The 23,050-nt window shown below is 59.4% G+C and carries 19 protein-coding genes, 4 tRNA genes and 1 pseudogene; 1 reads left to right on the plus strand and 23 read right to left on the minus strand.

Annotated elements, in window-relative coordinates; translation table 11 throughout:
• The 5 genes and pseudogenes from ACI38B_RS07210 to ACI38B_RS07230 all read right to left on the minus strand — a co-directional run.
• Positions 1–475: pseudogene (locus ACI38B_RS07210) on the minus strand (helix-turn-helix transcriptional regulator); the annotation flags it as partial.
• A gap of 128 nt (positions 476–603) precedes the next feature.
• On the minus strand, positions 604–2,040 hold the full coding sequence (locus tag ACI38B_RS07215) for a UTP--glucose-1-phosphate uridylyltransferase (protein ID WP_439730147.1): 1,437 nt from the start codon (positions 2,038–2,040) through the stop codon (positions 604–606).
• Positions 2,041–2,477: 437 nt separating this feature from the next.
• A tRNA-Pro gene (locus ACI38B_RS07220) sits at positions 2,478–2,551 on the minus strand.
• Between the two features lie 91 nt (positions 2,552–2,642).
• Positions 2,643–4,766 carry a bifunctional cytidylate kinase/GTPase Der gene (gene der / locus ACI38B_RS07225; RefSeq protein ID WP_439730148.1) on the minus strand — a complete coding sequence of 708 codons (2,124 nt, stop codon included), beginning with the start codon at positions 4,764–4,766 and terminating at the stop codon, positions 2,643–2,645.
• Positions 4,763–5,536 carry a pseudouridine synthase gene (locus tag ACI38B_RS07230; protein WP_439730149.1) on the minus strand — a complete coding sequence of 258 codons (774 nt, stop codon included), beginning with the start codon at positions 5,534–5,536 and terminating at the stop codon, positions 4,763–4,765. The genes der and ACI38B_RS07230 overlap by 4 nt, the downstream gene beginning before the upstream one ends.
• Positions 5,537–5,772: 236 nt before the next feature.
• Between ACI38B_RS07230 and ACI38B_RS07235 the strand changes: the two genes are divergently transcribed.
• Positions 5,773–6,741, plus strand: a complete 969-nt coding sequence (locus tag ACI38B_RS07235; RefSeq protein ID WP_439730150.1) for an MIP/aquaporin family protein — start codon at positions 5,773–5,775, stop codon at positions 6,739–6,741.
• Here ACI38B_RS07235 and ACI38B_RS07240 read toward each other — a convergent pair.
• From ACI38B_RS07240 to ACI38B_RS07325, 18 genes are all read right to left on the minus strand, one after another.
• A complete protein-coding gene (locus ACI38B_RS07240; protein WP_439730151.1) occupies positions 6,706–6,993 on the minus strand; it encodes a DUF3017 domain-containing protein in 288 nt (95 codons plus the stop codon). The genes ACI38B_RS07235 and ACI38B_RS07240 overlap by 36 nt on opposite strands.
• 343 nt (positions 6,994–7,336) lie before the next feature.
• Complete coding sequence (gene purH / locus ACI38B_RS07245; protein ID WP_439730152.1) at positions 7,337–8,971, minus strand: bifunctional phosphoribosylaminoimidazolecarboxamide formyltransferase/IMP cyclohydrolase; 1,635 nt, start codon at positions 8,969–8,971, stop codon at positions 7,337–7,339.
• Positions 8,946–10,316, minus strand: coding sequence for a cell division protein PerM (locus ACI38B_RS07250; RefSeq protein WP_439730153.1), 1,371 nt, complete (start codon positions 10,314–10,316; stop codon positions 8,946–8,948). The genes purH and ACI38B_RS07250 overlap by 26 nt, the downstream gene beginning before the upstream one ends.
• A complete protein-coding gene (sucD, locus tag ACI38B_RS07255; protein WP_439730154.1) occupies positions 10,313–11,236 on the minus strand; it encodes a succinate--CoA ligase subunit alpha in 924 nt (307 codons plus the stop codon). Before sucD ends, ACI38B_RS07250 begins: the two co-directional genes overlap by 4 nt.
• Positions 11,233–12,435 carry an ADP-forming succinate--CoA ligase subunit beta gene (sucC, locus tag ACI38B_RS07260; protein ID WP_439730155.1) on the minus strand — a complete coding sequence of 401 codons (1,203 nt, stop codon included), beginning with the start codon at positions 12,433–12,435 and terminating at the stop codon, positions 11,233–11,235. The genes sucD and sucC overlap by 4 nt, the downstream gene beginning before the upstream one ends.
• 20 nt (positions 12,436–12,455) lie before the next feature.
• On the minus strand, positions 12,456–13,034 hold the full coding sequence (locus ACI38B_RS07265) for an adenine phosphoribosyltransferase (protein WP_439730156.1): 579 nt from the start codon (positions 13,032–13,034) through the stop codon (positions 12,456–12,458).
• 80 nt (positions 13,035–13,114) lie between these two features.
• Positions 13,115–13,621 carry a preprotein translocase subunit YajC gene (locus ACI38B_RS07270; RefSeq protein WP_439730157.1) on the minus strand — a complete coding sequence of 169 codons (507 nt, stop codon included), beginning with the start codon at positions 13,619–13,621 and terminating at the stop codon, positions 13,115–13,117.
• Between the two features lie 44 nt (positions 13,622–13,665).
• Entirely contained in the window at positions 13,666–14,730 is a 1,065-nt protein-coding gene (gene ruvB, locus ACI38B_RS07275; protein WP_439730158.1) for a Holliday junction branch migration DNA helicase RuvB, read from the minus strand.
• A gap of 25 nt (positions 14,731–14,755) precedes the next feature.
• The gene (ruvA, locus tag ACI38B_RS07280) at positions 14,756–15,373 is read right to left on the minus strand and encodes a Holliday junction branch migration protein RuvA (protein ID WP_439730159.1); all 618 of its coding nucleotides are present in this window, start codon (positions 15,371–15,373) and stop codon (positions 14,756–14,758) included.
• 50 nt (positions 15,374–15,423) lie between these two features.
• Complete coding sequence (ruvC, locus tag ACI38B_RS07285; protein WP_015450580.1) at positions 15,424–16,005, minus strand: crossover junction endodeoxyribonuclease RuvC; 582 nt, start codon at positions 16,003–16,005, stop codon at positions 15,424–15,426.
• A 4-nt stretch (positions 16,006–16,009) separates the two neighbouring features.
• Positions 16,010–16,768, minus strand: a complete 759-nt coding sequence (locus tag ACI38B_RS07290; protein ID WP_015450581.1) for a YebC/PmpR family DNA-binding transcriptional regulator — start codon at positions 16,766–16,768, stop codon at positions 16,010–16,012.
• 51 nt (positions 16,769–16,819) lie between these two features.
• Positions 16,820–18,025, minus strand: a complete 1,206-nt coding sequence (locus tag ACI38B_RS07295; protein WP_439730163.1) for a glycosyltransferase family 4 protein — start codon at positions 18,023–18,025, stop codon at positions 16,820–16,822.
• 67 nt (positions 18,026–18,092) lie between these two features.
• On the minus strand, positions 18,093–19,118 hold the full coding sequence (locus tag ACI38B_RS07300; protein ID WP_439730160.1) for a phosphatidylinositol mannoside acyltransferase: 1,026 nt from the start codon (positions 19,116–19,118) through the stop codon (positions 18,093–18,095).
• A gap of 8 nt (positions 19,119–19,126) precedes the next feature.
• The gene (locus tag ACI38B_RS07305) at positions 19,127–19,804 is read right to left on the minus strand and encodes a CDP-alcohol phosphatidyltransferase family protein (protein ID WP_439730161.1); all 678 of its coding nucleotides are present in this window, start codon (positions 19,802–19,804) and stop codon (positions 19,127–19,129) included.
• A gap of 98 nt (positions 19,805–19,902) precedes the next feature.
• A complete protein-coding gene (gene thrS / locus ACI38B_RS07310; protein WP_439730162.1) occupies positions 19,903–21,936 on the minus strand; it encodes a threonine--tRNA ligase in 2,034 nt (677 codons plus the stop codon).
• Between the two features lie 740 nt (positions 21,937–22,676).
• Positions 22,677–22,749: transfer RNA gene (locus tag ACI38B_RS07315), tRNA-Val, on the minus strand.
• A gap of 34 nt (positions 22,750–22,783) precedes the next feature.
• Positions 22,784–22,855, minus strand: a tRNA-Val gene (locus ACI38B_RS07320).
• Positions 22,856–22,897: 42 nt separating this feature from the next.
• Positions 22,898–22,968: transfer RNA gene (locus ACI38B_RS07325), tRNA-Cys, on the minus strand.
• Between the last annotated feature and the right edge of the window lie 82 nt (positions 22,969–23,050).

A 23,050-nucleotide genomic window follows, 5' to 3' on the forward strand; every position in this document is an offset into this window, starting at 1 on the left:
CGGGCACCGGTGTCTGGGGGACGCGTGGCGCGGTCCGAGAAGTATGCTGGACCGGCTGGCTGGAAGCGCTCGACGAAATCGACATGGAGCGCGCAAGGTAATTCGCCGCCGCAAGTACAGGCAGATCCTCCGGCTCGAAATGTAGGCGGACACGAGGCTCATCGCCGAGTTGCAAACGGTATGAGGCGAAATCCTGACCTTCGGATTTCGACGAATATTCCGGTTGCCGCGATTCAATGGCAATGCCCATCGCAGCAAGTTTGGCGCGATCACGCTGGAACTGTTTGGCGAAAGCCGCCTTCGCCGCTTGATCGGCCAATTCCCCGTAAGAGTCCGCATACGCCTTCACGCGTTGCGCGATCTGGCGTGAAGTGAGCCATTGGGGGAAGGCTGATGACAATACGGCCAAGACATCAAGCTCGTGCTTGCCCCATTTGTCGGAAAAACGCCGTCTCCCGTTGCTACCCTCTGCCATTAGTCCTCACGTATCGTTACAGTTTTCGAGTATCTGTGCTGGAAAGCACCTTTCCTCTATATTAGAGGCTTTTTGTGTTCCTGTGGGCCATTTCTCGAAAAAAGAGATATTTCTTGCATGCGGTATAATCACGACAACCACTCGTCAGGCTCGATGCCTTGGGGGCCAACGAACTCACCGTTCGGCACGTAGCTGGGCCGTCCTTGGTCGCGCAAGACCGCATCTCCATAGAACGACACGTTCTGTCCGAATGTCCAATCCCCCTCGATGCGAACCGAGTTGGCGGCGGCCAAAGAAGGCAAGTTGTACGGGAAGCGCTCGTTGAAGTCATCGATGTTCTTGTAGTAGCGCGAATCAAGCTCGACGTTGGGGAAAATGTAATTGCCATCTTCCATCTCGAATTGGTCCGTAAGGTGGAATCTATCCGACCGCATAATGAACAGATCGTCGGTGGTTTTCACGGGGAGGAACCGCATCCTGTCCACCTGAACGCAAATCGCGTCGTCGAACAGGGAGATGGCGGCGCCCATCGCGGTTTCCAACTGAACCACCGGCGTGCTTGCGGGATCGGTGGGATCGACCGTCTTCTTGTTGATGATGACCGGCAGCGGTAGCACTCCATGGTGGCTGGCGAGCAGGTCACGCAAGGCATCGATGCGAATCCAGATGCTGTTCGTGTTGAAGTACGGATGCCTGCCGATATTCTGCGCGTGGGCGCGGTCGTCAGGATGCACCTGGCTCATCTCGCGGAGCATCAGACGTCCCGTTTGGCGGTTGCGCACCAGGTGTCCACCCTTGCGGTCGGCCTCCGTACGAACCGCGACCTCGGCCATGAACGGAGCACCGGTGTTTTCGAAATATTGCGCCAAGGTGCGCGAGGGGCGCGCTCCGAGATTGTCTGAATTCGAAATGAACAGATAACGCAATCCTTTATCCCACAGGGTGTCGAGCAATCCCGATTCCCACAGCGTGGAGAACAGGTCGCCGTGCCCCGGAGGGCACCATTCCAATTCGGGGCGCTGGGGATACTGAACCGGTTCGCCGGTGGCGATATCGATCTTCGGTTCACGATGCTGGACAATCTCAACCGGGACATCATCCTGATGGAACCGCGGGGTGGCCTCGAGGACACGCAGGGTATCGGCCGAGGTGCGGAAGGAATTCATAAACGTCAACGGCAGCGGCACGCCAAGCCGCTCACGTGCGGTCAGCACCTGGCCGATGATGATGTCGAGGAAGCGCATCTGACGAGCCTTGTGGCGACGCACAGGCAGCAGTGATTTCGCGCAAGACAAGCCCATCGAGGTTCCCAAACCGCCATTGAGCTTGATGAAGGCCGTCTTGCCGAACGCCTCCACAGCCTTGTCATGGTCGATGGTCTGGTAGATATCGTGGAAGCTGGGGACGCCACACAAGGGCTCGACATCGTCTTCACGAATCCATGTCGTCTCGGAGCCTTCTGCCCACACGTCATACAGATGGCTGAACTGTGCGATGGCCATCTCGCTCATACCATGATCGCGCATCACTTGTGCGCAACGTTCAGCGTGTTCGTTTGCCGTCATGCCGTAACCCTTTCTTCCATGACTGCTCATAAGTGTAACCCCCATCGAGGCGGCGTCCGCGCATTGCAACCCCAGTACGAGTGAAGGATTCGTGGATGAATCCAACAGTCGTATGGCGATGTGTCATGAGCAAACCCCCAAAGACAGCTCTGCACCCGGTCTTCAACCATGAAGTCTTGACCGCCTGTAAGCGCCGTCTGCAACTATTGCACGTACGAGTATGTCACACAACACCGCATTGGGCAACACGACGCAGGGACACCGGGCGCATTGGATTGTGAGTACGGCATGCGCCGGATTCAAAATACCAATTCGGACGTGGATATGTGACCCGTCCCGCTGTCCGACGTGCTGTCCATGTCGCACGTTTGTCGCACGTTCGCCCTCCGGGTGGAAAACAGAAGCCGCGGGATCGTTGCAATCCCGCGGCTTTCCGGTCGGGCCGGCGGGATTTGAACCCGCGACCCCTTGACCCCCAGTCAAGTGCGCTACCAAACTGCGCTACGGCCCGATCGACGCTTGACGCGCCGAAGAGCTAACTTACCACAGCAGTCCTGTCTACGCAACCCGGCGTGGCGTGCCCTTCCGATTCCGGTAGGTACCTACTTCCGTCGCTTTTCACGGACCTTGACGGAAATCTGGACCGGCGAACCTTCGAATCCGAATTCTTCGCGCAGCTGACGCTCCAGATACCGCCGATAGCCGTGTTCGAGGAATCCGGTCGCGAAAATCACGAACCGTGGCGGCCGTGTCGAAGCCTGTGTCGCGAAGAGGATTCTCGGCTGCTTACCGCCTCGCAGCGGGTGGGGATGTGCCGCCTGAATCCGCCCAAGGAACGCGTTGAGCTTGCCTGTGGGTATGCGCTTGTCCCATGATTCGAGGGCCGTTTGCATAGCACGAGACAGGCGGTTCGTATGCCACCCGGTCTTCGCCGAGAGATTGACGCGTTCAGCCCACGTCACCCGGTTGAACTCGGTTGTCCACAGACGCTCCAGCCGCTGGCGGGAGAATTCGTCCATCAAATCCCACTTGTTGAACACCAGGACGATGGCTCGGCCGGCGTCAACCGCCTGGCTCATGACTTTCAGGTCCTGATCGGCGATCGGCTGGGACGCGTCGAACAACACCAACGCAAGTTCCGCACGCTCAATAGCCGCTTGGGTGCGCAGCGAGGAATAGTATTCCGCGCCGGACAGCTTATGCTGGCGACGCTTGATACCGGCGGTGTCGATGAACAGCCAGTCCTGGCCATCCATCGAGATGATCTCATCGACCGGATCCCTGGTGGTGCCGGCAAGATCATTGACGACCGAACGTTCCTCGTGGGCGAGTTGGTTGAGCAACGATGATTTGCCAACGTTCGGCCGTCCGACGAGCGCGACACGACGCAGATGCGACGGCGTCAGGAATCCCGAGGTCCGGTCCGCGGACTTCAGAGAGTCCAACGCGGCGTCGAGCAGCTCGCCGACTCCCCTGCCATGCATGGCTGAGATGCCATAGGGCTCTCCGAGGCCAAGCTTCCAGAATTCCGCGGTGAGATACTCGCTTTGCGCATCGTCGACCTTGTTGACCGCGAGCGTCACCGGCTTGCCGGCCGCGCGCAGCATGTTGACGATTCGCTCATCGGTGTCGGTCATGCCAATCTGCCCGTCCACAACGAAAATCACGGCGTCGGCGAGCCTTACCGCCACCTGCGCTTGGGACGCGATCGCCGAGGCGATGCCTTCAACGTCGGCTTCCCAGCCACCAGTGTCGACGAGTTTGAAATCGGTACCCGCCCATTCGGCGTCGTAGCTGACGCGGTCGCGGGTGACCCCCGGGGTGTCCTCAACGACGGCCGCGCGGCGACCGAGAATACGGTTCACCAACGTGGATTTTCCGACATTCGGCCGTCCGACCACCGCGATGACACCGACCTGCTTGCCTGAACCGGCATCGACGTCGCCTTCGTCCTCGCCCGCGATGAGTTCACGGTCTTCCTCGTCAAGCTCGTATCCTTCGAGATTCGCGGCGTACTCCTGGTACTGCTGCTCCTCAATCGCTTGATCAACCAAAGCAATGAGCTGGTCCAAGGTCTGCTCGAAGGTCAGATCCGAGTTATCCAAGGTCACGACACCATCGGCTGCGGTCAGGAAACTGGTGACCTTCGAGTCCATGCGATCGCGTTTTGCGACATCTTCCGCTCCCACGCCCTGCGCGGATTGCCCGCTCCGGCGTGCCTGACGCACTTCCTCGCGGGCGGTCAGCAACACTCGTACTTCGGCATCGGGGGCCACGACGGTTGTGATGTCACGGCCTTCAGCGACAATTCCACGCCCTTGTGAGAAGGAATCCCCAGACGCTTCACGAGCGATATACGCGCGCTGCGCCGCAATGAGCACGTGGCGGACGGGGATGATGCCCGACACCCGCGACACATGGGTGGACACCTCGGAAGATCTGATGTCCTCGCTGATGTCCTCACCATCGGCGAGCACAATCGGACGGTCGGGGTCTACCGAGATATCGAAATGGTCTTCGGTGAAGAACTCCCCCACGGTCTCGGTAATCTGCTGCTCATCGACCTGCGGGGCGTCAAGATCGATGCCCTGATGCAGGCACCACCATGCGCATGCGCGATACATGGCTCCGGTATCAAGGTACGCGAAACCAAAATGTCTGGCCAGTTCCTTCGCCGTGGATGATTTTCCGACACCGGCGGGGCCGTCAATGGCGACACGGATCACAGTCCGACCTCCTTGGAAAGTGAACGAACCTCGGTCTGGGACAACACGCGGTACGAACCTGATTTGAGATCGCCGAGCTTGATCGGGCCGATCTGTGTGCGCACCAGGCGCTTGACGGGGAACCCGACCGCATCGAAAATACGACGGACGATCCGGTTCTTGCCCGAATGCAGTACGACCTTCACCAAGGTCGTGTCATGATTCGCGTCGATGATGGCGCAATGGTCGAGGCGGATCCAGCCGTCGTCCAGCTGCACTCCTTGGGAGACAAGACGCCGACATACATTGCCGCTGATCCTGCCCTCAAGGGTGGCGATGTAGGTTTTCTCCACCTCGTATTTGGGATGCATGACATGCTGGCTGAGTTCACCGTCATTCGTCATGAGAATGAGGCCTTCCGAGTCATAATCGAGGCGTCCCATATGGAAGATGCGCTCATACTTGTCACCGACGATGTCCCGCAAGGTATAACGCCCCTTGGGGTCGTCCATGGTGCTGAGCACCTTGCGCGGCTTATTGAGCGCAAGCGTGATGTGATTGGGGTTCAGGCGGACGCGGGAGCCGTCGACACGGATCTCCTGCTTGCTCGGATCGGCACGGGTACCGAGCTCGGTGACCAATTCGCCGTCAACCTCGACACGACCGTCGAGGATGATCTGCTCGCACTTGCGCCTCGAACCGAAACCGGCTTGTGCGAGGATTTTCTGCAGGCGAATGCCTTCTTGATTATTGTCATGTGCTTTCAATGCACGAGAATATGCGTTTGGCATCGTTCTCCCAACGTGGCCGGACGGCGCCATCGGAGCCGTCATGGATAGATATCTGGTGTCGTGATGGTCCTCGCAACGGTACTCGCCATGGCATGAACCGCGAGACACACGACATAAATATTGTAGCGTAAGGCACAGAAAAGCGTCCCTGCTGGTAGAATGTCACACGTCCGGCGGATATGGCCACGCTTCAGGCCGGAGCCTTGTCCGCTATTCCCCTAGAGAAAGAACAATCAATGACTGATACGGGATCGCAGCGCGCCAGTGACGCGGCATCATGCACGAAGGAACCACTTGCGGTACGCGTGGGCGCTGAACTGGCGGGAAGCTTCATCGTGTTCTTCGCGATTTACAGCTTCACGACCTTCGGAACTGCCCTGTTCGGCATCAATATGGCGTTCATTGCCTTGGCCACCGGCATCGCGTATGCCGCGGTGACACTGGTGTTCTCAAAGGTGTCCGGCGGACAGCTGAACCCGGCGATCACCCTCGCTGCAATACTGACCGGCAAGACCAAGGTGCTTGACGGCATCCTCTACATCATCGCCCAGGTGCTGGGCGGTATCGCTGCCGGTGCACTGATCGTGCGCATCCTGCCGACGACCGAAACACTGACCGCGAAAATCTGGCTGACCGACGCCGTCAACGGCTTCGGCAATGGCTCCGTCTCCGCATCCACGCTGAGCAGCGTGAGCGCCTCCTTTGACATCACCCTGGCTGTCGTGGTCGAAATCATCGCAAGCATTGTGGTGATTGCCGCCGCTGTGGCGACCATGAACAAGGAGACCACGGCGGTTTCGCACGCTGCGGCCATCGGTTTCGCCTACGGTCTGGGCGCCGCGATGACCTACCCGGTCACCGGAGCCGGCATGAACCCCGCACGTTCCACCGGCATCGCCCTGTTCGCGCGCAACGCCGGCCTGTCCCAGAACCCGCTGCAGCAGCTGTGGGTCTTCTGGATTTGCCCGATTCTTGCTGCGGCAATTGTCGCGATGGTCATGATCGGCGCGCAGTTGCTGCGTGACAATGCCAACGCCAAGCAGCAGCTTGCAGATGACACCGCCGCGCAGCAGAACGCCGCGGATACCGATGCGCTCGCCCTCAGTGGCGACGAAGCAGAAACCGCTGCCGAGCCCGCCGATCAGGCAGGTCAGGAAGCTTCCGCGGTGTCAGAGCATGACGCGGATGCTCAGATCGAGCAGTGAAACTCCGACACCAAAACACAGGGACATAGACGCGTCGAATGCCACGGACCGGACCTTCCATGGGCTGCGTTCACGCAGGATGATGCGCATTGTTCCCAAGACGATGGCCGTCGCAGCGAGCACCGCTGTGGCGGCCGTCGTATATCCGAAGGCGGCAAGGACGCCGCTGACACATACCAACAGCGCCACAATCCATTCGCACACCGGTTTGCCTTCTTTGGCTTCAGACACATACGGATGCTCTTGCGGCATGATGGCCTCCTCGTGGCGGTTGGGGACATAGGCACGCCGACGATCGGTGTGCGGTGCGTCCTATTGCCGATATCTTGACACGTCACAGGGAAGAATACCTGTCCGTTTCGACGTGGCACCAAAATCGCTGAGGATTATGGCGGCACGGTACGGCCGATTGGCAGCACCAGTAATCATCAGTTGGGACAGACAACACCGCACAGCATCGACCGCGGAACCGCGACCAATGGAGGCTATCGCACATCAGGAACGCATATCAGGAAGCCGCACCCATGCAAAAGGCGGTGCCCGGCCCGAAGACCAGACACCGCCTGAAACCGACCGTTACGCCGGAAACCGCGAATCAGTGGAAGAAGTGACGGGTTCCCGTGACATACATGGTGATGCCGGCTTTACGAGCCGCCTCGAAGACTTCCTCATCGCGAATGGATCCGCCGGGCTGCACAATCGCCTTAACACCGGCGTTGATGAGGTATTCCGCGCCATCGGCGAACGGGAAGAACGCATCGGAAGCGGCAACCGAGCCAGTGGTACGGTCGGCACCATCAGCCAGCGTATTGGCGCGTTCGACGGCGAGATGGCAGGAATCCACGCGGTTGACCTGTCCCATGCCGATGCCGACAGTCGCCTGATCATGGGCGATGAGAATGGCGTTCGACTTCACGCAACGAATGGCGCGCCAAGCGAACTCGAGGTCGCGCAGCGTATCGGCATCCGCGGGATCGCCGGAGACAAGCTTCCACGCATCCGGGCTGTCGCCGGGGGCGTTGATCAGATCAGTGGTCTGCACGAGTAGTCCCCCGTCGATCTGACGGTACTGCTGCTTGGTGCGAGGAGGCTCGGCGACTTTCAGGATGCGAAGATTCTTCTTCTTGGTCTTGAGCAGCTCAAGAGCTTCCGGCTCATAGTCGGGGGCGACGATGACCTCGGTGAAAATCGGCCGCACGTTCTGGGCCATTTCAAGCGTCACTGTGGTGTTCGCGGCGATGACACCGCCGTAAGCGCTCATCGGGTCGCAAGCATGCGCCTTTTTATGGGCTTCGGCGACGGTCTTGCCTAGTGCAAGACCGCAAGGATTGTTGTGCTTGACGACGGCGACGGCGATGCTCGGGGCGAAATCCCACACGGCACGCCAAGCGGCATCGGCGTCAACGTAATTGTTGTAGCTCATGGGCTTGCCGCCGAGCTGTTCGGCATGCGCGAACCCGTTCTGGTTCAGCGGATCCAAGTACAGGGCGGCCTGCTGGTGCGGGTTCTCACCGTACCGCAGCAGATGAGAGCGATCCCACGTACGGGTGTACGCCTTCGGGAACACGGTGTCCTCATTGGGAATGTCGTCATCGGCCGCAGGCTGGTCGGCGGTGATGCTTTGCGGCTTCGGCCATTGCTTGGACGTCCACTCGTTGATGGTCGCGTCATAGGCGGCTGTATGGGCGAAAGCCTTGGCAGCAAGCCAGCGACGTTCCTCAAGGCTGAACCCGCGACCGTCTTCGATGCGCTTGGCCACCAGCGCATAGTCGGCGGGATCAGTGATGATGGCGACTGTGGCGCTGTTCTTCGCCGCGGCGCGAACCATGGACGGGCCGCCGATATCGATTTTCTCGATGGTGTCCGCCTCATTCGCACCGGAACGGACGGTGTCCGCGAACGGATACAGGTTGACCACCACCAGGTCGAAAGGCTTGATGCCCAGCGTCTGCAGCTGCTTGACATGCTCGGGGTTGGTCATATCGGCGAGGATGCCCGCATGAATGTGAGGATCGAGGGTCTTGACACGGCCATCAAGGCTTTCCGGGAAGCCGGTGACTTCGCTGACCTCGGTCACGTTGACACCAAGTTCGGCGAGACGCTTGGCGGTCGAACCGGTGGAGACGACTTCAGTGCCGGCGGCGATGAACGCCTTCGCAAGCACGTCGATGCCTTCCTTGTGGAATACGGATACGAGGGCTCGTTTAATCGGCCTGTTCGTTGATGCCATCCTGTTCCTCCTTGGTGGTTGTTGTCGCATGATCTGCGACGATAGGTGTGCTGGCGACACCCCGCGGTTGTCTGTCAGCCGTATTCCCGGTTGACGGACTGTTCTTGGCCGGGCGCAGATGCGACCAACACAAGCGTAATCCATACCATGCCGCATCGGCAACGATGACCGCCGCCCATGTGGCGAATAATCCGACTATGGTCGGATGTCCTACGGCACGTGTCGAAGCCACGACGTCAACGCCGACATGCGCGAGCCGATGCGCCCCCAGCGCACCGTTGGACAAGGCGAACATGCATGACGACCCCAAAGCAACGAGCGCCCCCGAAATGCAGAATGAGCCAAGCGGATAGGCGAACATGATGATGTCACGCACCACTGTGGCACGGTCGTCTCCCGCACGGGGCGTCCTGATGGCGAAACCGGTCGGCGACAACATGAATGCGAGGGCACAGACGATAGATACGATCAGCGGAAGCGACAAGAGGAACGAGCGCAACCCGTCATTGCCGATTGCTTGCGGGAAAATGCCGAACAGCGGCACGCCCGGCAGGTCCGTGGACTGCCCAATCCACATCGTGAAATGAGCAAGCTCCCCTATGCGGAATCCAGACCCGAACATCCAAGACAAGGACCAGATGCACAGATTAGGCAACCAGGCCAGTGAACATACCGAGGTCATGATGCGGGAGCCGACACCCATCGCATCAAGTTCGAAGATTTTGGATACGGCATCGGCGCCGTAGACGATCCAGACCACCACATCAATGCACGCCACCAGAACGTATATGCCCAGCAGCGTCAAGCCCAGTGCCACGCCGAGCGACAGCGCTCGCCTGAGTTCCCGGGACACATGCTGGCTGATGAACGCCTTGATGCGTTGCCACGTTTGGCTCACCGGGAACGCCCCAAGTGCGAACGCCACAGTGAACACGAGGCCGGTTTTCGCCGCCACGATACCGATATTGTCGAGCAGGCCTACGGAAATGTGGAAGGTGAATGCCATATTGAGGGACATCCATGTGATGAGCCCGCCAAAGTATGCTGCCCATGACAGATGGCGTCTCCGTGAGATGGATGCGAGTAGCCACACCATCAACAGCGTCAGTGTCAGAGGAATCACGCTCAGGGTGATTGCACTGGTTTGGAATCCGATCCCTTGGCTGAGCAGAATCATGCTCTGTGTCAGTGAGAAGGCGTAATCGGTCAGGCCGCTGGTTCCCTCCTCCATGGATACGACCAGCAGCAACAGGGAAATCAGCAACCAGAGCGCAAGCACATATAACGCCATGGAGGCCGCCGCGAAGACGACCCCCTTGACGAATGAGACGCACCGTTCTTTCATGCGGCGATGGATTGCAATGCCTTGCGCATGAGGTCAGCGGTCTGACGCGGTGTCTTGCCGACAGGAATCCCGACGGCTTCCAGCGCGATCTTCTTATCTTGCGCGGTGCCTTTCCCACCGGAGACAATGGCACCGGCATGCCCCATCTGCTTGCCTTCAGGAGCAGTGAAGCCTGCAATATAGGCGACGACAGGCTTGGTCATGTGCTTGCTGGCCCATGCAGCGGCATCCTGTTCGGCGCTGCCGCCGATCTCGCCAATCATGACGACGCCCTTGGTTGCGTCATCGGCTTCAAACTGTTCCAGCGCCTCCTGGAGTGTCGTGCCGACGATGGGGTCGCCTCCCACGCCCACGCACGCGGTGAAACCAATGTCGGAGAGCTCGCCCATGAGCTGGTAAGTGAGCGTACCGGATTTCGACACGAGGCCAAGCGGACCGCGGTGGACGATGCCATCGGGGATGATGCCAAGGTTGACGCCGTGGGCGCCTTCAGTCGCCGGCAACGTGATGAGGCCCGGGCAGTTCGGTCCGATGATACGTACGCCCTTACGCAAGGCAAGTTCGACGAAGTATGCGGAATCGGCAACGGGAATGCCCTCCGTGATGACGACGATCGTGCCAATACCGGCTTGAATCGCTTCGACGACAGCGTCCTTGGCGAAGCGCGGAGGTACGAAGATGACACTGGCCTTGGCTCCGGTGGCTTTGATCGCTTCGCTGCATGTCGCATATACGGGGATGACCGCGTCCTGGCCTTCGCGGGCCTTCGGGTAGGTGACGGTCGTGCCGGCCTTGCGCGGATTGACACCACCGACGATATTCGTCCCCGCCTTGAGCATTCTTGCCGTATGGGTCATGCCCTGATGGCCCGTCATGCCCTGGACGATGACCGGGGCACCATCTTCAACGAACAACGTCATTTCGTGGCCTCCTTGCTGGACGATGCGGCAGCGATGCGTGCGGCCTGTTGCGCTGCTTCCTCCATGGTGTCGTAGACATGCAGGTTCGGGTCATTGGCATCGGCGAGCATTCGCAGACCTTCCTGTGCAGCGTTGCCGTCGAATCGCACGACGATCGGCTTGACCGTCTCGATGGCCTGCAATGCGCCGAGAATGCCGGCGGCGACTTGCTCACACGAGGTGATGCCGCCGTAGACGTTCACGAAGACAGAACGCACTTGCGGGTCAGACAGCACAATCTCCAAGCTATTCCGCATGACTTCGGCTGAGGCGCCGCCGCCGATGTCGAGGAAGTTCGCAGGCTTGATGCCGGTGCCCTGTTCCTCGCCGGCTCCTGAGACCGCGTCGAGCGAGCTCATGACGAGTCCTGCGCCATTGCCGATGACGCCGACCTGGCCGGTCAGATGTACATAGTGCAGTCCGAGTTCCTTCGCCTTGCGCTCGTATGGGTCGAGCTGCGCGGCGCCTTCAAAACGCTTCCAGCCGTCATGCCGATACGATGCATTGTCGTCGAGTGAGATTTTGGCATCGAGCGCGCACAGCGATTTGCTCGATTCATCTTGCGGGTCGCCGATTTTGGCGAGCGGGTTGATTTCCACGAGCGTGGCGTCGTTGGCCTTGAAGCACTGCCACATGTTAAGCAGGATGCGCGCAGCCTGGTCGACGTCCGCATGGTAGAAGCCGATGTTGCGCGCCATCTCAGTCGCCGCGTCGAGGTCGAAAGTGTCCAACGCGTTGATGTGCAGGCGCTTGACCGATTCAGGATGGGCTTTGGCAATCTCCTCGACTTCGGTACCGCCGTTCGCGGTCGCGAGCACATCGAAATCGCGCGAAGTGCGGTCCACGGAAATCGAGACGTAGTATTCGTGGATGATGTTCTTGGCTTCGGCGACCAATACACCACGAACCTGATGGCCATGGATGACCATGGGGAAGATGGCATTTGCCGCGGCGACGGCTTCATCACGTGTATGCGCGATTTTGACGCCGCCTGCTTGACCGCGATGGCCGATTTTCACCTGTGCCTTGATGACACACGGATATCCGATGGTATCCGCAGCCTGGGCGACCTCTTCGGCATTCGACGCGTAGATTCCGTTTGGGGTGGCAATCCCCTGCTCGTCAAGCAGTTGGCGAGCCTGATACTCGTATAAATCCATTTCTGCCTCTCTTCATCCGCTCACGCCGGCATGGACACCAGTGTGCTCGTCGGGTATGGACCGAGACTGTCGATACCGTCAAGCCCTTCAAGCTGCATCACAAAGCTGAAACCGGCGATGGTGCCACCGCATTTGCGAATCAAATCCGCGGCCGCCTTCGCCGTGCCGCCCGTTGCGATGAGATCGTCAACGATCAGTACGCGTTCTCCCGAGCTGACCGCATCGGATTCCACTTCCACCCGGGCTTGCCCGTATTCCAAGGTGTAATCCTCGCCGATGACGGGCGGCGGCAACTTCCCTGCCTTGCGCACCGCGATGAACCCCTTACCAAGTCGGGCGGCAAGCGCCGGACCGAACAGAAAGCCCCTGGCTTCCAGTCCTGCTACAGAGTCAAAGGAATCAGCAGGAACCGGCAGGGCCTTTTCCAAGCCTTCCAAAAGAATCTGCAGACCTTTCGCATCCTCGAGGACAGGCATGAAATCACGGAAGTTGATGCCTTCCTTGGGGAATCCAAGCACTGAACGGAACAGGGAGGTCATATATTCGGCCCTTTCCCTGCCTACTAATTCCAGTTGTCTGATATGGATATCGGATGCCATCGATGGGACCTGATCTTTCTGGTTGCTGTGTTGCCGGATTCGCCGGGCTGCAAATCGAGACGGAAACCGACTAGGAGAGGTTATTTGGCTTCGTTGTCGGATGCGTTGTCTTCGGTATCGTCTTCGCCCGCTTCAGCCGGTGCGGCTGTATCAGCGGCATCATCCGCCGATGGCGCTTCCTGCTCGGCGGCTTGCCCAGCGTCGGAAAGCTCCGGGGCCTCAGACGATGGAGACGCACCCTCGGCTTCCTCACTACCGGCCTCTTCCTGCTGCGCGTCGTCGTCGGTCTCGTCGTCATCGATGAACGCCGGACGCACGTACTTTCCGGCGACGGCGTTGAGCTTTAAGCGCAGGCGGGAGCCTTCGGAATCCACGACGATTTCTTCGTACTTCTCGTCCACGGATACAATCGTGGCGATGATGCCGCCACGAAGCATGACCAGAGTGCCCGGGACCATGGCCTCGCGCAATTCCTCCTGCTGCTGCTTCTGCTGCTTTTTCATACGCCGTGAACTCATCCACATCATGACGATGAACAGGATGAGGATGACGATCATAACCATATTCGGATCGAGATTCTGAGACATGGGACTCCTGACGTGCTAGCGGGGTGCTATCCAAATATCTAACCTTAGAATAGCTTGTTGACATCATCTTTGGGTTCAAGGCCGAGATGCTTCCAGGCCTTAGCCGTTGCGACACGGCCTTTCGGGGTGCGTACGAGGAACCCCTCGCGGACAAGGTACGGTTCGCATACCGTCTCCACGGTTTCCGATTCCTCGCCAACCATCGCCGACAGATTGTTCAATCCAACGGGCCCGCCGTTGAAATTACGGCAAATGGCCTGCAATACGGCGATATCGAGTCTGTCCAATCCTTCGGAATCAATCTGGTACAGAGCCAGCGCCTGCGTGACCGCATCGACGTCCACACTGTCCAAATCATGGACGATCGCCCAGTCTCGCACGCGGCGCAGCAGCCGGTTCGCGATACGCGGTGTACCTCTGGATCTCAGGGACAGCTGATGCGCCGCGCCTTCTTCCAAGTCCACGCCTAGCACCGAAGCGGACCGCTCGATGAGTTTCTCCAACTCCTCATGCGGGTAGAAATCCAGATGCGCGGTAAAACCGAAACGTGCCCGGAGCGGCGAAGGCAGCATGCCTTCCCTCGTGGTGGCGCCGATCACCGTGAAGCGCGGCAAAGTCAACGGGATGGATGACGCCCCCGGACCCTTGCCGACCATGACATCGACACGGAAATCCTCCATGGCGATGTACAGCAGCTCCTCTGCCGGCCGAGGCAGACGATGGATCTCGTCAATGAACAGCACTTCTCCGGCGTCCAACGAACTGAGAATGGATGCGAGATCCCCCGCATGCTGGATGGCAGGCCCCGAAGTCACCCTGATGGGCACGCCGAGTTCATTGGCCACGATCATGGCGAGTGTGGTTTTGCCCAGCCCTGGAGGCCCCGCCAACAGGATATGGTCCGGAGGAACCTCACGTTTGCGGGCTGCGTCAAGGAACAGCTGCAATTGTGCTTTGAGCCGCGGCTGCCCGATGAACCCTTCAAGGACATGGGGACGCAGCTCCTCGTCACTCACCGGCTCGCTGTCCAACGGCTGTGAGGAGACCATACGCAGGGATTCCTCCCTGGCGCCATCATTGTTCACCGTCGTCTCTTCAGATTGTCGCATATCTCACCTGTGCCCTTCTCATGCATTATCGCCCGCGGTCGAGTTCGGTCAGCGCTAGCTTGAGCACACGAGGCACGTCCTTCTCGCCTATCGGAGTTTCAATATCATGGTCGCGGCATGCGCGTTCGACGGCGTCCAAGGCATCCTGTTGCCGCCATCCAAGCGAAATAAGCCCTTCAACGACTTGTTGGGCACCCGTGTCCACCGGAGACTGGGCTGGGGCCGATACGCCATCGACCTGGGACAGATCAAGCGAGCCTTTGAGCTCCAAGATGATTTTCTGCGCCCCCTTCTTGCCGAGTCCCGGCGCTTTGGCCAACGCGGTGGCGTCGCCGTCGGCAACCGCCCTGGCAAGACGGTCAGGAGGCAAGGTGGATAGCAACGAAAGTGCGACCTTTGGGCCGATGCCGCTCACTTTTTGCAGCTGGAGGAACATCTTTTTCTCAGCGGGCGACAGGAATCCATACAACGTGATGGCATCCTGGGTGACCGCCATGGAGGTGTACACGGTAGCGGATTGCCCTGAGTGCAATGAGGCGAGATCAGTCTGCGGCATACGGACGTCAAAGCCCACACCGCTGACATCAAGCACGACCCCGGACTGGTCGACCGCTGCGACCTGCCCATGAAGCATGGCGATCATATTGCCTCCTTCAGACTGTGTGACCATCAATCGAACATCTGTTCGATAGCTTACATGCCGCGGTCGACTCCGCGACGACGCTTCGCCCGCTGTGCCGCGACCGCCCACTGTCGTTGCGCGGCGGTCAGATGCTGCTCGCGTTCGCCGCCCTGCAACGCTCCTGCCGGCCTCAACGCATGGCACATCGCTTGCGCCAACGCGTCAGCCGCGTCAGGTGGGGTGGGCATCTCGGACAAGTTCAAGATCCGCATAACCATGCGTTCGACTTGGAGCTTGTCCGCTTTGCCGTTTCCGGTGATGGCGAGCTTGACTTCGGTCGGGGTGTGCAGGGCGACGGGTATTCCCCGTTGCGCGGCGGCGAGCATGGCCATCCCCGCCGCCTGCGCAGTTCCGAGCACGGTGTTGCGATTGGCTTGTGCGAACACGCGTTCAATGGACACCGTGTCGGGGACGAAGCGTTCGATTTTGTCGACCAGCCCGTTGTAAATCGAAAGCAGTCTCAAATCCTGTGAAGTGTCAGGACTGGTGCGGATCACATCGACGTGGATAAAAGAAAGCCGGCGTGATGCGCCGGCTTCCACCACGCCGACCCCGCACCGAGTCAGGCCGGGATCAACGCCAAGGATGATCAACAGATCACTCCTCTTCCTCCAATTGGGCCATCACTTCGTCGGATGCGGTCCAGTTGCTGTAGATGTTCTGCACATCGTCGAGGTCGTCGAGGTTGTCGATCAGCTTGGACACCTTACGGGCGTCGTCGAGGCTGAGCTCAATCTCGTTCTTCGGGATCATGACCAGGTCGGCGGAATCGTAGTCGATGCCCGCCTCCTGAAGACCCTTGCGAACCGTGATGAGATCGGCGGGATCGGTGATCACGCTGAACACGTCACCGTCGTCGGACACGTCCTCGGCACCGGCTTCGGCGGCGATTTCGAAGAGCTTGTCGTAATCCAGGCCCTCGGACGGCACCTCAATCTGGCCCTTGCGCTCGAAGTTGAAGCTCACGGCACCGGACGTGGCAAGCGAACCGTTGCCCTTGGTCAGCGTGGAACGCACTTCAGCCGCGGCACGGTTGCGGTTATCGGTCAGGCATTCGATGATGAGACCGACGCCGGCAGGCGCATACCCCTCGTACACGATGTCCTCGTAGTTGGCGGCACCGTCTTCCTCACCAGAACCGCGCTTGACGGCGCGCTTGATGTTGTCGGCAGGCATAGATGCCTTCTTGGCCTTGACAATCGCATCATACAGCGTCGGGTTGCCGTCGGGGTCGCCGCCGCCCAGACGGGCTGCAATCTCGATGTTCTTGATCAGCTTCGCGAACAGCTTGCCGCGCTTGGCGTCAATGGCGGCCTTCTTATGCTTGGTGGTCGCCCACTTGGAATGCCCTGACATAATGCTCCTAGCAGATACGGGTACGATAAACACACCGATTGTAAAGCGCTTTCAAGACAAGACCTCGGCGTACACGCCGAGCACCCGGTCCACGACACTGCTCCAGTCATACTGCAATGCGCGGTTCTGGCCGGCTCGCCCAAGAGACTCACGGCTTGGACGGTCAGCAATCAACGAACAGACCACGGCAGCGCAATCACGATCATCGCCGTTGCCGAACAACGCGGCCGCACGGCCTTCATCCGCGACAGCCACGAATGCGGGAAGATCGGAAGCCACGACGGGGCATCCCGCCGCCATCGCCTCGGCAAGCACGATGCCGAAACTTTCACCGCCGGTCTGCGGCGCCACATAGACGCTGAGCGAGCGGTAGAACCGCGCTTTGTCGTCATCGCTGATTCGGCCGAGGAATTCCATATGATCCATCAGACGCCCGGACGGGTCGATAGTGCTGACAATAGATTTGCCTTCGCGCTCGCCGTCACCGGCACACAGGAAACGCGCCTCGGGGTATTGGTCAAGAATCCGCGCAGCCGCACGGCAGAACACCGCGAAGCCTTTGCGCTCCTCCCCCATTCTGCCGAGAAACCCGATGGTGGGACTGGTGTCGTCGCCCTGCCAAGACGGTATGGGCGTCGCAAGGGAGAACTGGCGGGTGGAGATGCCATTGGGAATCACCGATACAGGCATATCCTGCGGCAAATACCGTTGCGCGACGGTTCGGGATGCGTCGCTGACACAGATGGCGTGGGCCAACGGCCGCAGATACCGGTTGAGATAGCCCTGGAAGAAACGCAGTGCGAACGGATAATCATTGAACGCGGCATGGAAGGTTCCGACCAACGGCGGATGATGCACCATGGTCAAAGGCTTATGACTCAGGGACGGCGCCTCTGGCTCGTGAAGATGCACGATGTCGAAATGCCCCTGCCTGACCCAACGACGCACCTGGGCTCCCACGAATCCGAAATAGCTCAGCCGCGACACCGAACCGTTATAGGGAATCGCAAAGGATGTGCCGACAGTCTGCACCCACAACGGCATATCGTTAGTACGTCGGCCGGGCGCAAGGACCTCGACCTCGTGGCCTCGTGCAATCAGCTCCTTCGCGAAATCACGGATATGGAACTGCACGCCGCCCGGCGTTTCGAACGAATATGGCGATATGATGCCGACGCGTAGTTTCCGGCCATGCAGCGGATCGGGCTGATCGTGCACATCACAGTCTGTATCGTCGCGAAAATCTGCGTTCGACATCATGTCCTTTCTTCCGTCAGAAGGCAATAGTCATAGCCTACACCGCCTGCGAACGCCGGTGAAACGGTCACATGCCGCGGCGACGATGTTCAATCAATGCACGTACTTCGTCCGGCACGTCCTTGAGCCGCGAGAAGTCAAAATCCTCAATGAAAATCGGCTGCAGCATATGCCAATCCTGCGGGTGCTGCGCGATTCCCTGCGACCAGACGTCCACCCATGCCTGGCTGATATCGTGAATCGCCTGTTCGCGGGGAAGCCCGGCATAGCGGGTGACATCTATCGGGGCGCTGACGTGGCAGACATACCCGTATGGGGTGCGGGCCTTCCTGCGCCTTTGCCCATGCAGGCGTTCACGATACATATTCACGACGTACAGTGGCAGACCGGTGTCATAGGCCAAGGTCGCCGGTCCTCGCGCCACACGGATCATTGAGTCGAAGGCGTGGACGAATTCGCCGTGACGGCTCAGATCACGGTCGGCGAGTAAGGGCACCACCACATGCGGCTTGTCCAGTGCTTCCTCCAGTTTGCTGATCAGGCCGGGCTGGCCGGTGAGCAGGATTGAAATACCCAGGGACCGTCTGATGTCGACGAAGGTCCTGAGCAGTTCTTCATTCTTCAGCCGTTCGGCGACCGTGGTCACCGGGGCGACATCACGATATGCCCAATACCCGGCGTAATCCCAATTGCCCTGATGTCCCATGGCGATGGGCGCCGAACCAGCTTTCACACGCGTGGATTCGATGATCAGCTCGCACCCGGGGCCGGCCCCGCGTACACGGGCACTGAGACACTCATCGCTTCTGCCGCCGACCGTCATAGCTTCGGAAAAATAGGTGAAATAGGACCGCATCGCCTGGTGGGAGACATGCCGCAGACGCAGTTTGCTCCGAATCGCCTCCCACATACCGTCATGTTCCGGACGATTGCGGTCATGCAATACGTGCGACAGGTTGCGTTCCAACTGCTTAACGCCGCCGGCGCGCGTCAGCCAGGCGATATCGGCGGCGAACAGGAACAGCCCCCTGACCAGCCGCTCAGGCAGCATGCCGGCGTGCTTGGCGATGAAGATAAGGACCCTGTCGAGCATGGCCAGTGTTACCGCTCTGTGGCGCCGATGCCGGAATCCCGTTCATCGGCCTTCATCTGGCGACGCACTTCGAAAATCCTCTGGAACACCGTGATCAGGCCAAGCACAGCCAACAGCGCCATCGCGATGGCGAGCCACAGCCCGTTATGGGTCAATCCGGTCACGAACATGCCGACCAAGATGATGAACAGGCGGTCAGCCCGTGTCGCGATGCCGTTTTTCGCCTCATACCCCACGGATTCCGCACGGGCGCGGGCATAGGAGGTGACAAATGAGGTCATGATGGAAACGAGCGCACAGCCGATGCCGACATGCGAGATGACGTCCTCACCGGATGCCGCGCCTTGCATCCACCAGTCGCTATGCAGATAGAAGATCAGGATGCAGCCGATGAGAACCGCCCAATCGGCAATCCTGTCAAGCGTCGAATCAAGGAAAGCACCGAATTTCGTTCCCCCGGTGGTCAGCATTGCGACGGAACCGTCAAGGGAATCAAACAGCACGACAATCGCGAGGAAAAACACGAGCGGTATGATCAAACCGGTGATGCCAATCGCGATGGACAACGCTATGGACAGAATAGACCCGGTGATGGTGATGCCATTGGCGCTCATATGCATACGCACGCAGACACGGGCGATGGGTTCGGTCAGTTTCTTCCACAGTCCCCGGCAATGTTCCAGCATTGTCTTCAATACCTTTCTTGTCGATTATCGGCAGGCGAATCGGGCGGCACCGGAATCTCCAGTGCCGCCCGCACCCGTTCAGCGCAATGCCGTACGGGTCACTTGGTCGCAGCCGCGAAATCGTCGGCGTTGTTCACCTGGACACGCTTCTTGATGACTTCGAGGATCCACGCCTTCGCCTGGTCCACCGGCACGCCATTGAGCTGGCTGCCGTCACGGAACCTGAAGCTGACAGCGTTCTTCTTGACGTCATCTTCGCCGGCAATCAGCGTGAACGGAACCTTCGACTTGGACGCGTTGCGGATCTTCTTGCCGAAACGATCATCCGAGTTGTCCATTTCGCAGCGCACGAGGTTCTCCTCGAGATCGTCGATGAACGCCTGCAGATGCGGGGCGAACTCGTCGGCGACCGGGATTCCCGTGACCTGCACCGGGGCAAGCCACACCGGGAAGGCGCCGGCATAATGCTCGAGCAGGATGGCGAAGAAACGCTCGATAGAGCCAAACAGGGCACGGTGAATCATCACCGGGCGCTGATGGGTGCCGTCGGCTGCGATGTATTCAAGGCCGAAGCGCTCAGGCAGGTTGAAGTCAAGCTGGATGGTGGACACCTGCCAGGTACGGCCGATGGCATCGCGCGCCTGGACGGAAATCTTCGGGCCGTAGAACGCGGCACCGGCCGGGTCGTCGACGAGTTCAAGTCCGGATTCCTTGGCGACCTCGGCGAGTGTATTGGTCGCTTCCTCCCAAATCTCGTCGGAGCCGACGAACTTGTGGGGGTCCTTGGTCGACAGTTCCAGATAGAAGTCGTTGAGGCCAAAGTCCTTGAGCACCTTGAGCACGAAGGTGAGCAGGCGGCGAAGCTCGGGCTTCATCTGCTCGCGCGTGCAGTAGATGTGCGAATCATCTTGGGTCAGACCGCGGACTCGCGTCAGGCCGTGCACCACGCCGGACTTCTCGTAGCGGTACACCGTGCCGAATTCGAACAGACGCAGCGGCAGTTCGCGGTATGAACGCTGGCGCGACTTGAAGATCAGGTTGTGCATCGGGCAGTTCATCGGCTTGAGGTAGTAATCGAAGCCCTGCTTGGTGACGTTGCCGTCCGCATCGCGTTCCTCGTCAACGCGCATCGGCGGATACATATTGTCCTTGTACCAATGCAGATGCCCAGAGGTCTCATACAGGCCGCCCTTGGTGATATGCGGGGTCTGCACAAAGCTGTAATGGGCCTTGCGATGCATTTCGCGAGAGTAATCCTCCATCGCGTTGATGACCGCGGCGCCCTTCGGATGGAATACAGCGAGACCAGGTCCAATCTCCTCCGGGAAGGAGAACAGATCCATTTCCTGCCCGAGCTTGCGGTGATCGCGCTTGGCCGCCTCTTCCATGCGGGACATATAGGCCTTCAGGTCTTCCTTGCTCGCCCACGCGGTGCCATAGATGCGCTGGAGCATCGGGTTCTTCTCATCACCGCGCCAATATGCGGCTGCGGTGCGTTCCAGCTTGAACGCCTTGATGTAGCGCGTGTTCGGCAGGTGAGGTCCGCGGCACAGATCCTTCCATACCACATTGCCTTCACGGTCGACATTGTCGTACATCGTCAGCTCGCCCTTGCCGGAGACCTCGGTGGACGCAGCTTCGTCGATTTCGGCTTCCTTGGCGCCGATCAGTTCAAGCTTGTAGGGCTGTCCAGCTTCTTCGGCGCGAGCTTCTTCCTCGCTGACCACGCGACGGCGGAAGGACTGGGAGGACTTGATGATGCGCTGCATGCGCTTTTCGATTTCCTTGAGATCCTCCGGAGTGAACGGATCCTTGACATCGAAATCGTAGTAGAAGCCATCCTTGATGACAGGGCCGATGCCGAGCTTGGCATCAGGACGAATCTCCTGTACGGCCTGCGCCATGACATGGGTGGCGGAGTGCCGCATAATGGCCAGGCCGTCCTCGGAATCGAGGGCGATCGGCTCAACCGTGTCGCCGTCGTGGAGCGGGGTGTACAGGTCACGGGGTTCGCCGTTGAGACGCACGGCGATGATGTCTTTGTTGTCGCTGAAGAGATCGACGCCGGTCTGGCTTGCATCCACCTCCTTCACTTCGCCGTTGACTGTTATGGAGATGGTTTGTTCTGCCATGAGGTGTCCTTTGCTATCGGGGCCCGCGGTACTAAGGTGCAGGCCTGGACTGTGTGTTACCTCGTTTACGGTAAATGCGGGACACGACATTGCTCGACGCTGCGGCATGAAGACCGCGAATGTCCGCCAAGTATTGCCCAATCTGTGTGTCTGGAATCGGGTGTGAAGGGTTGTTCTGTCGGGCGTGTCGCGGTTTTTGATCTTCTGGCCTGCGGTTTCGGGCCAGTCAGGCATGGAGCGTACGAAACCCGAACTGATTTGTTGCGATGCTAGGCGCATGAGCGGGTTCGGATATGCCGTGCCGCGCATGCCACGGCATACGTCGCACGCAAGATAGGAGACCTTCCAACCTGTCTGAGGGCCGAAATGTCACTTTGCGTATGTCCAGGCATGCGCAAGGCGCGGGACACGGTGCAGCGCAGATACTCTCCGGCGATATCTGTTCAGTAGCGCATGCCACGGCATACAGGACGTACACAATTACCGGAACGATGATTCAGACTGTCGTACTCCCCACCACCGGACACGCGTCTGGGCAATCACTTCACAAACTGACGACGCTGACGATGGTCCTGGCGTAACCAGTTGGTAGATGACAGCTGTGTTCCATGCATTGGTGCGCTGCTGGACACACATTTTGGCCTATAACCCCCATTTTCGAATCATCTGCATACGTTGCTTGGGACAACCACGTCGGAAAAACAAAAAACGCCACGCTTTGCGTGACGTTCCTGATGATGTGGGTGATGCAGGAATCGAACCTGCGACCCCTTCCGTGTGAAGGAAGTGCGCTAGCCGCTGCGCCAATCACCCGATTGGTGAAGAAAGCCGGATTCCTCCGGACTCGTGGGCGATACAAGATTCGAACTTGTGACCCCTTCCGTGTCAGGGAAGTGCGCTACCTCTGCGCCAACCGCCCAGGTTGTGTCTTGGTTTGGAAGACTTGCGCCTTCCTCGCCAGAGGTGGGTACGAGAGTCGAACTCGTCTATACGGCTTTGCAGGCCGCTGCCTAACCGCTTGGCTAACCCACCGTAAGGTCGTCAACTCATCGGACCTTAGAGCGGACAACGGGACTCGAACCCGCGCTCTCGACCTTGGCAAGGTCGCGCTTTA

The sequence above is a fragment of the Bifidobacterium sp. genome (assembly GCF_051876855.1).
Taxonomy (GTDB): Bacteria; Actinomycetota; Actinomycetes; order Actinomycetales; family Bifidobacteriaceae; genus Bifidobacterium.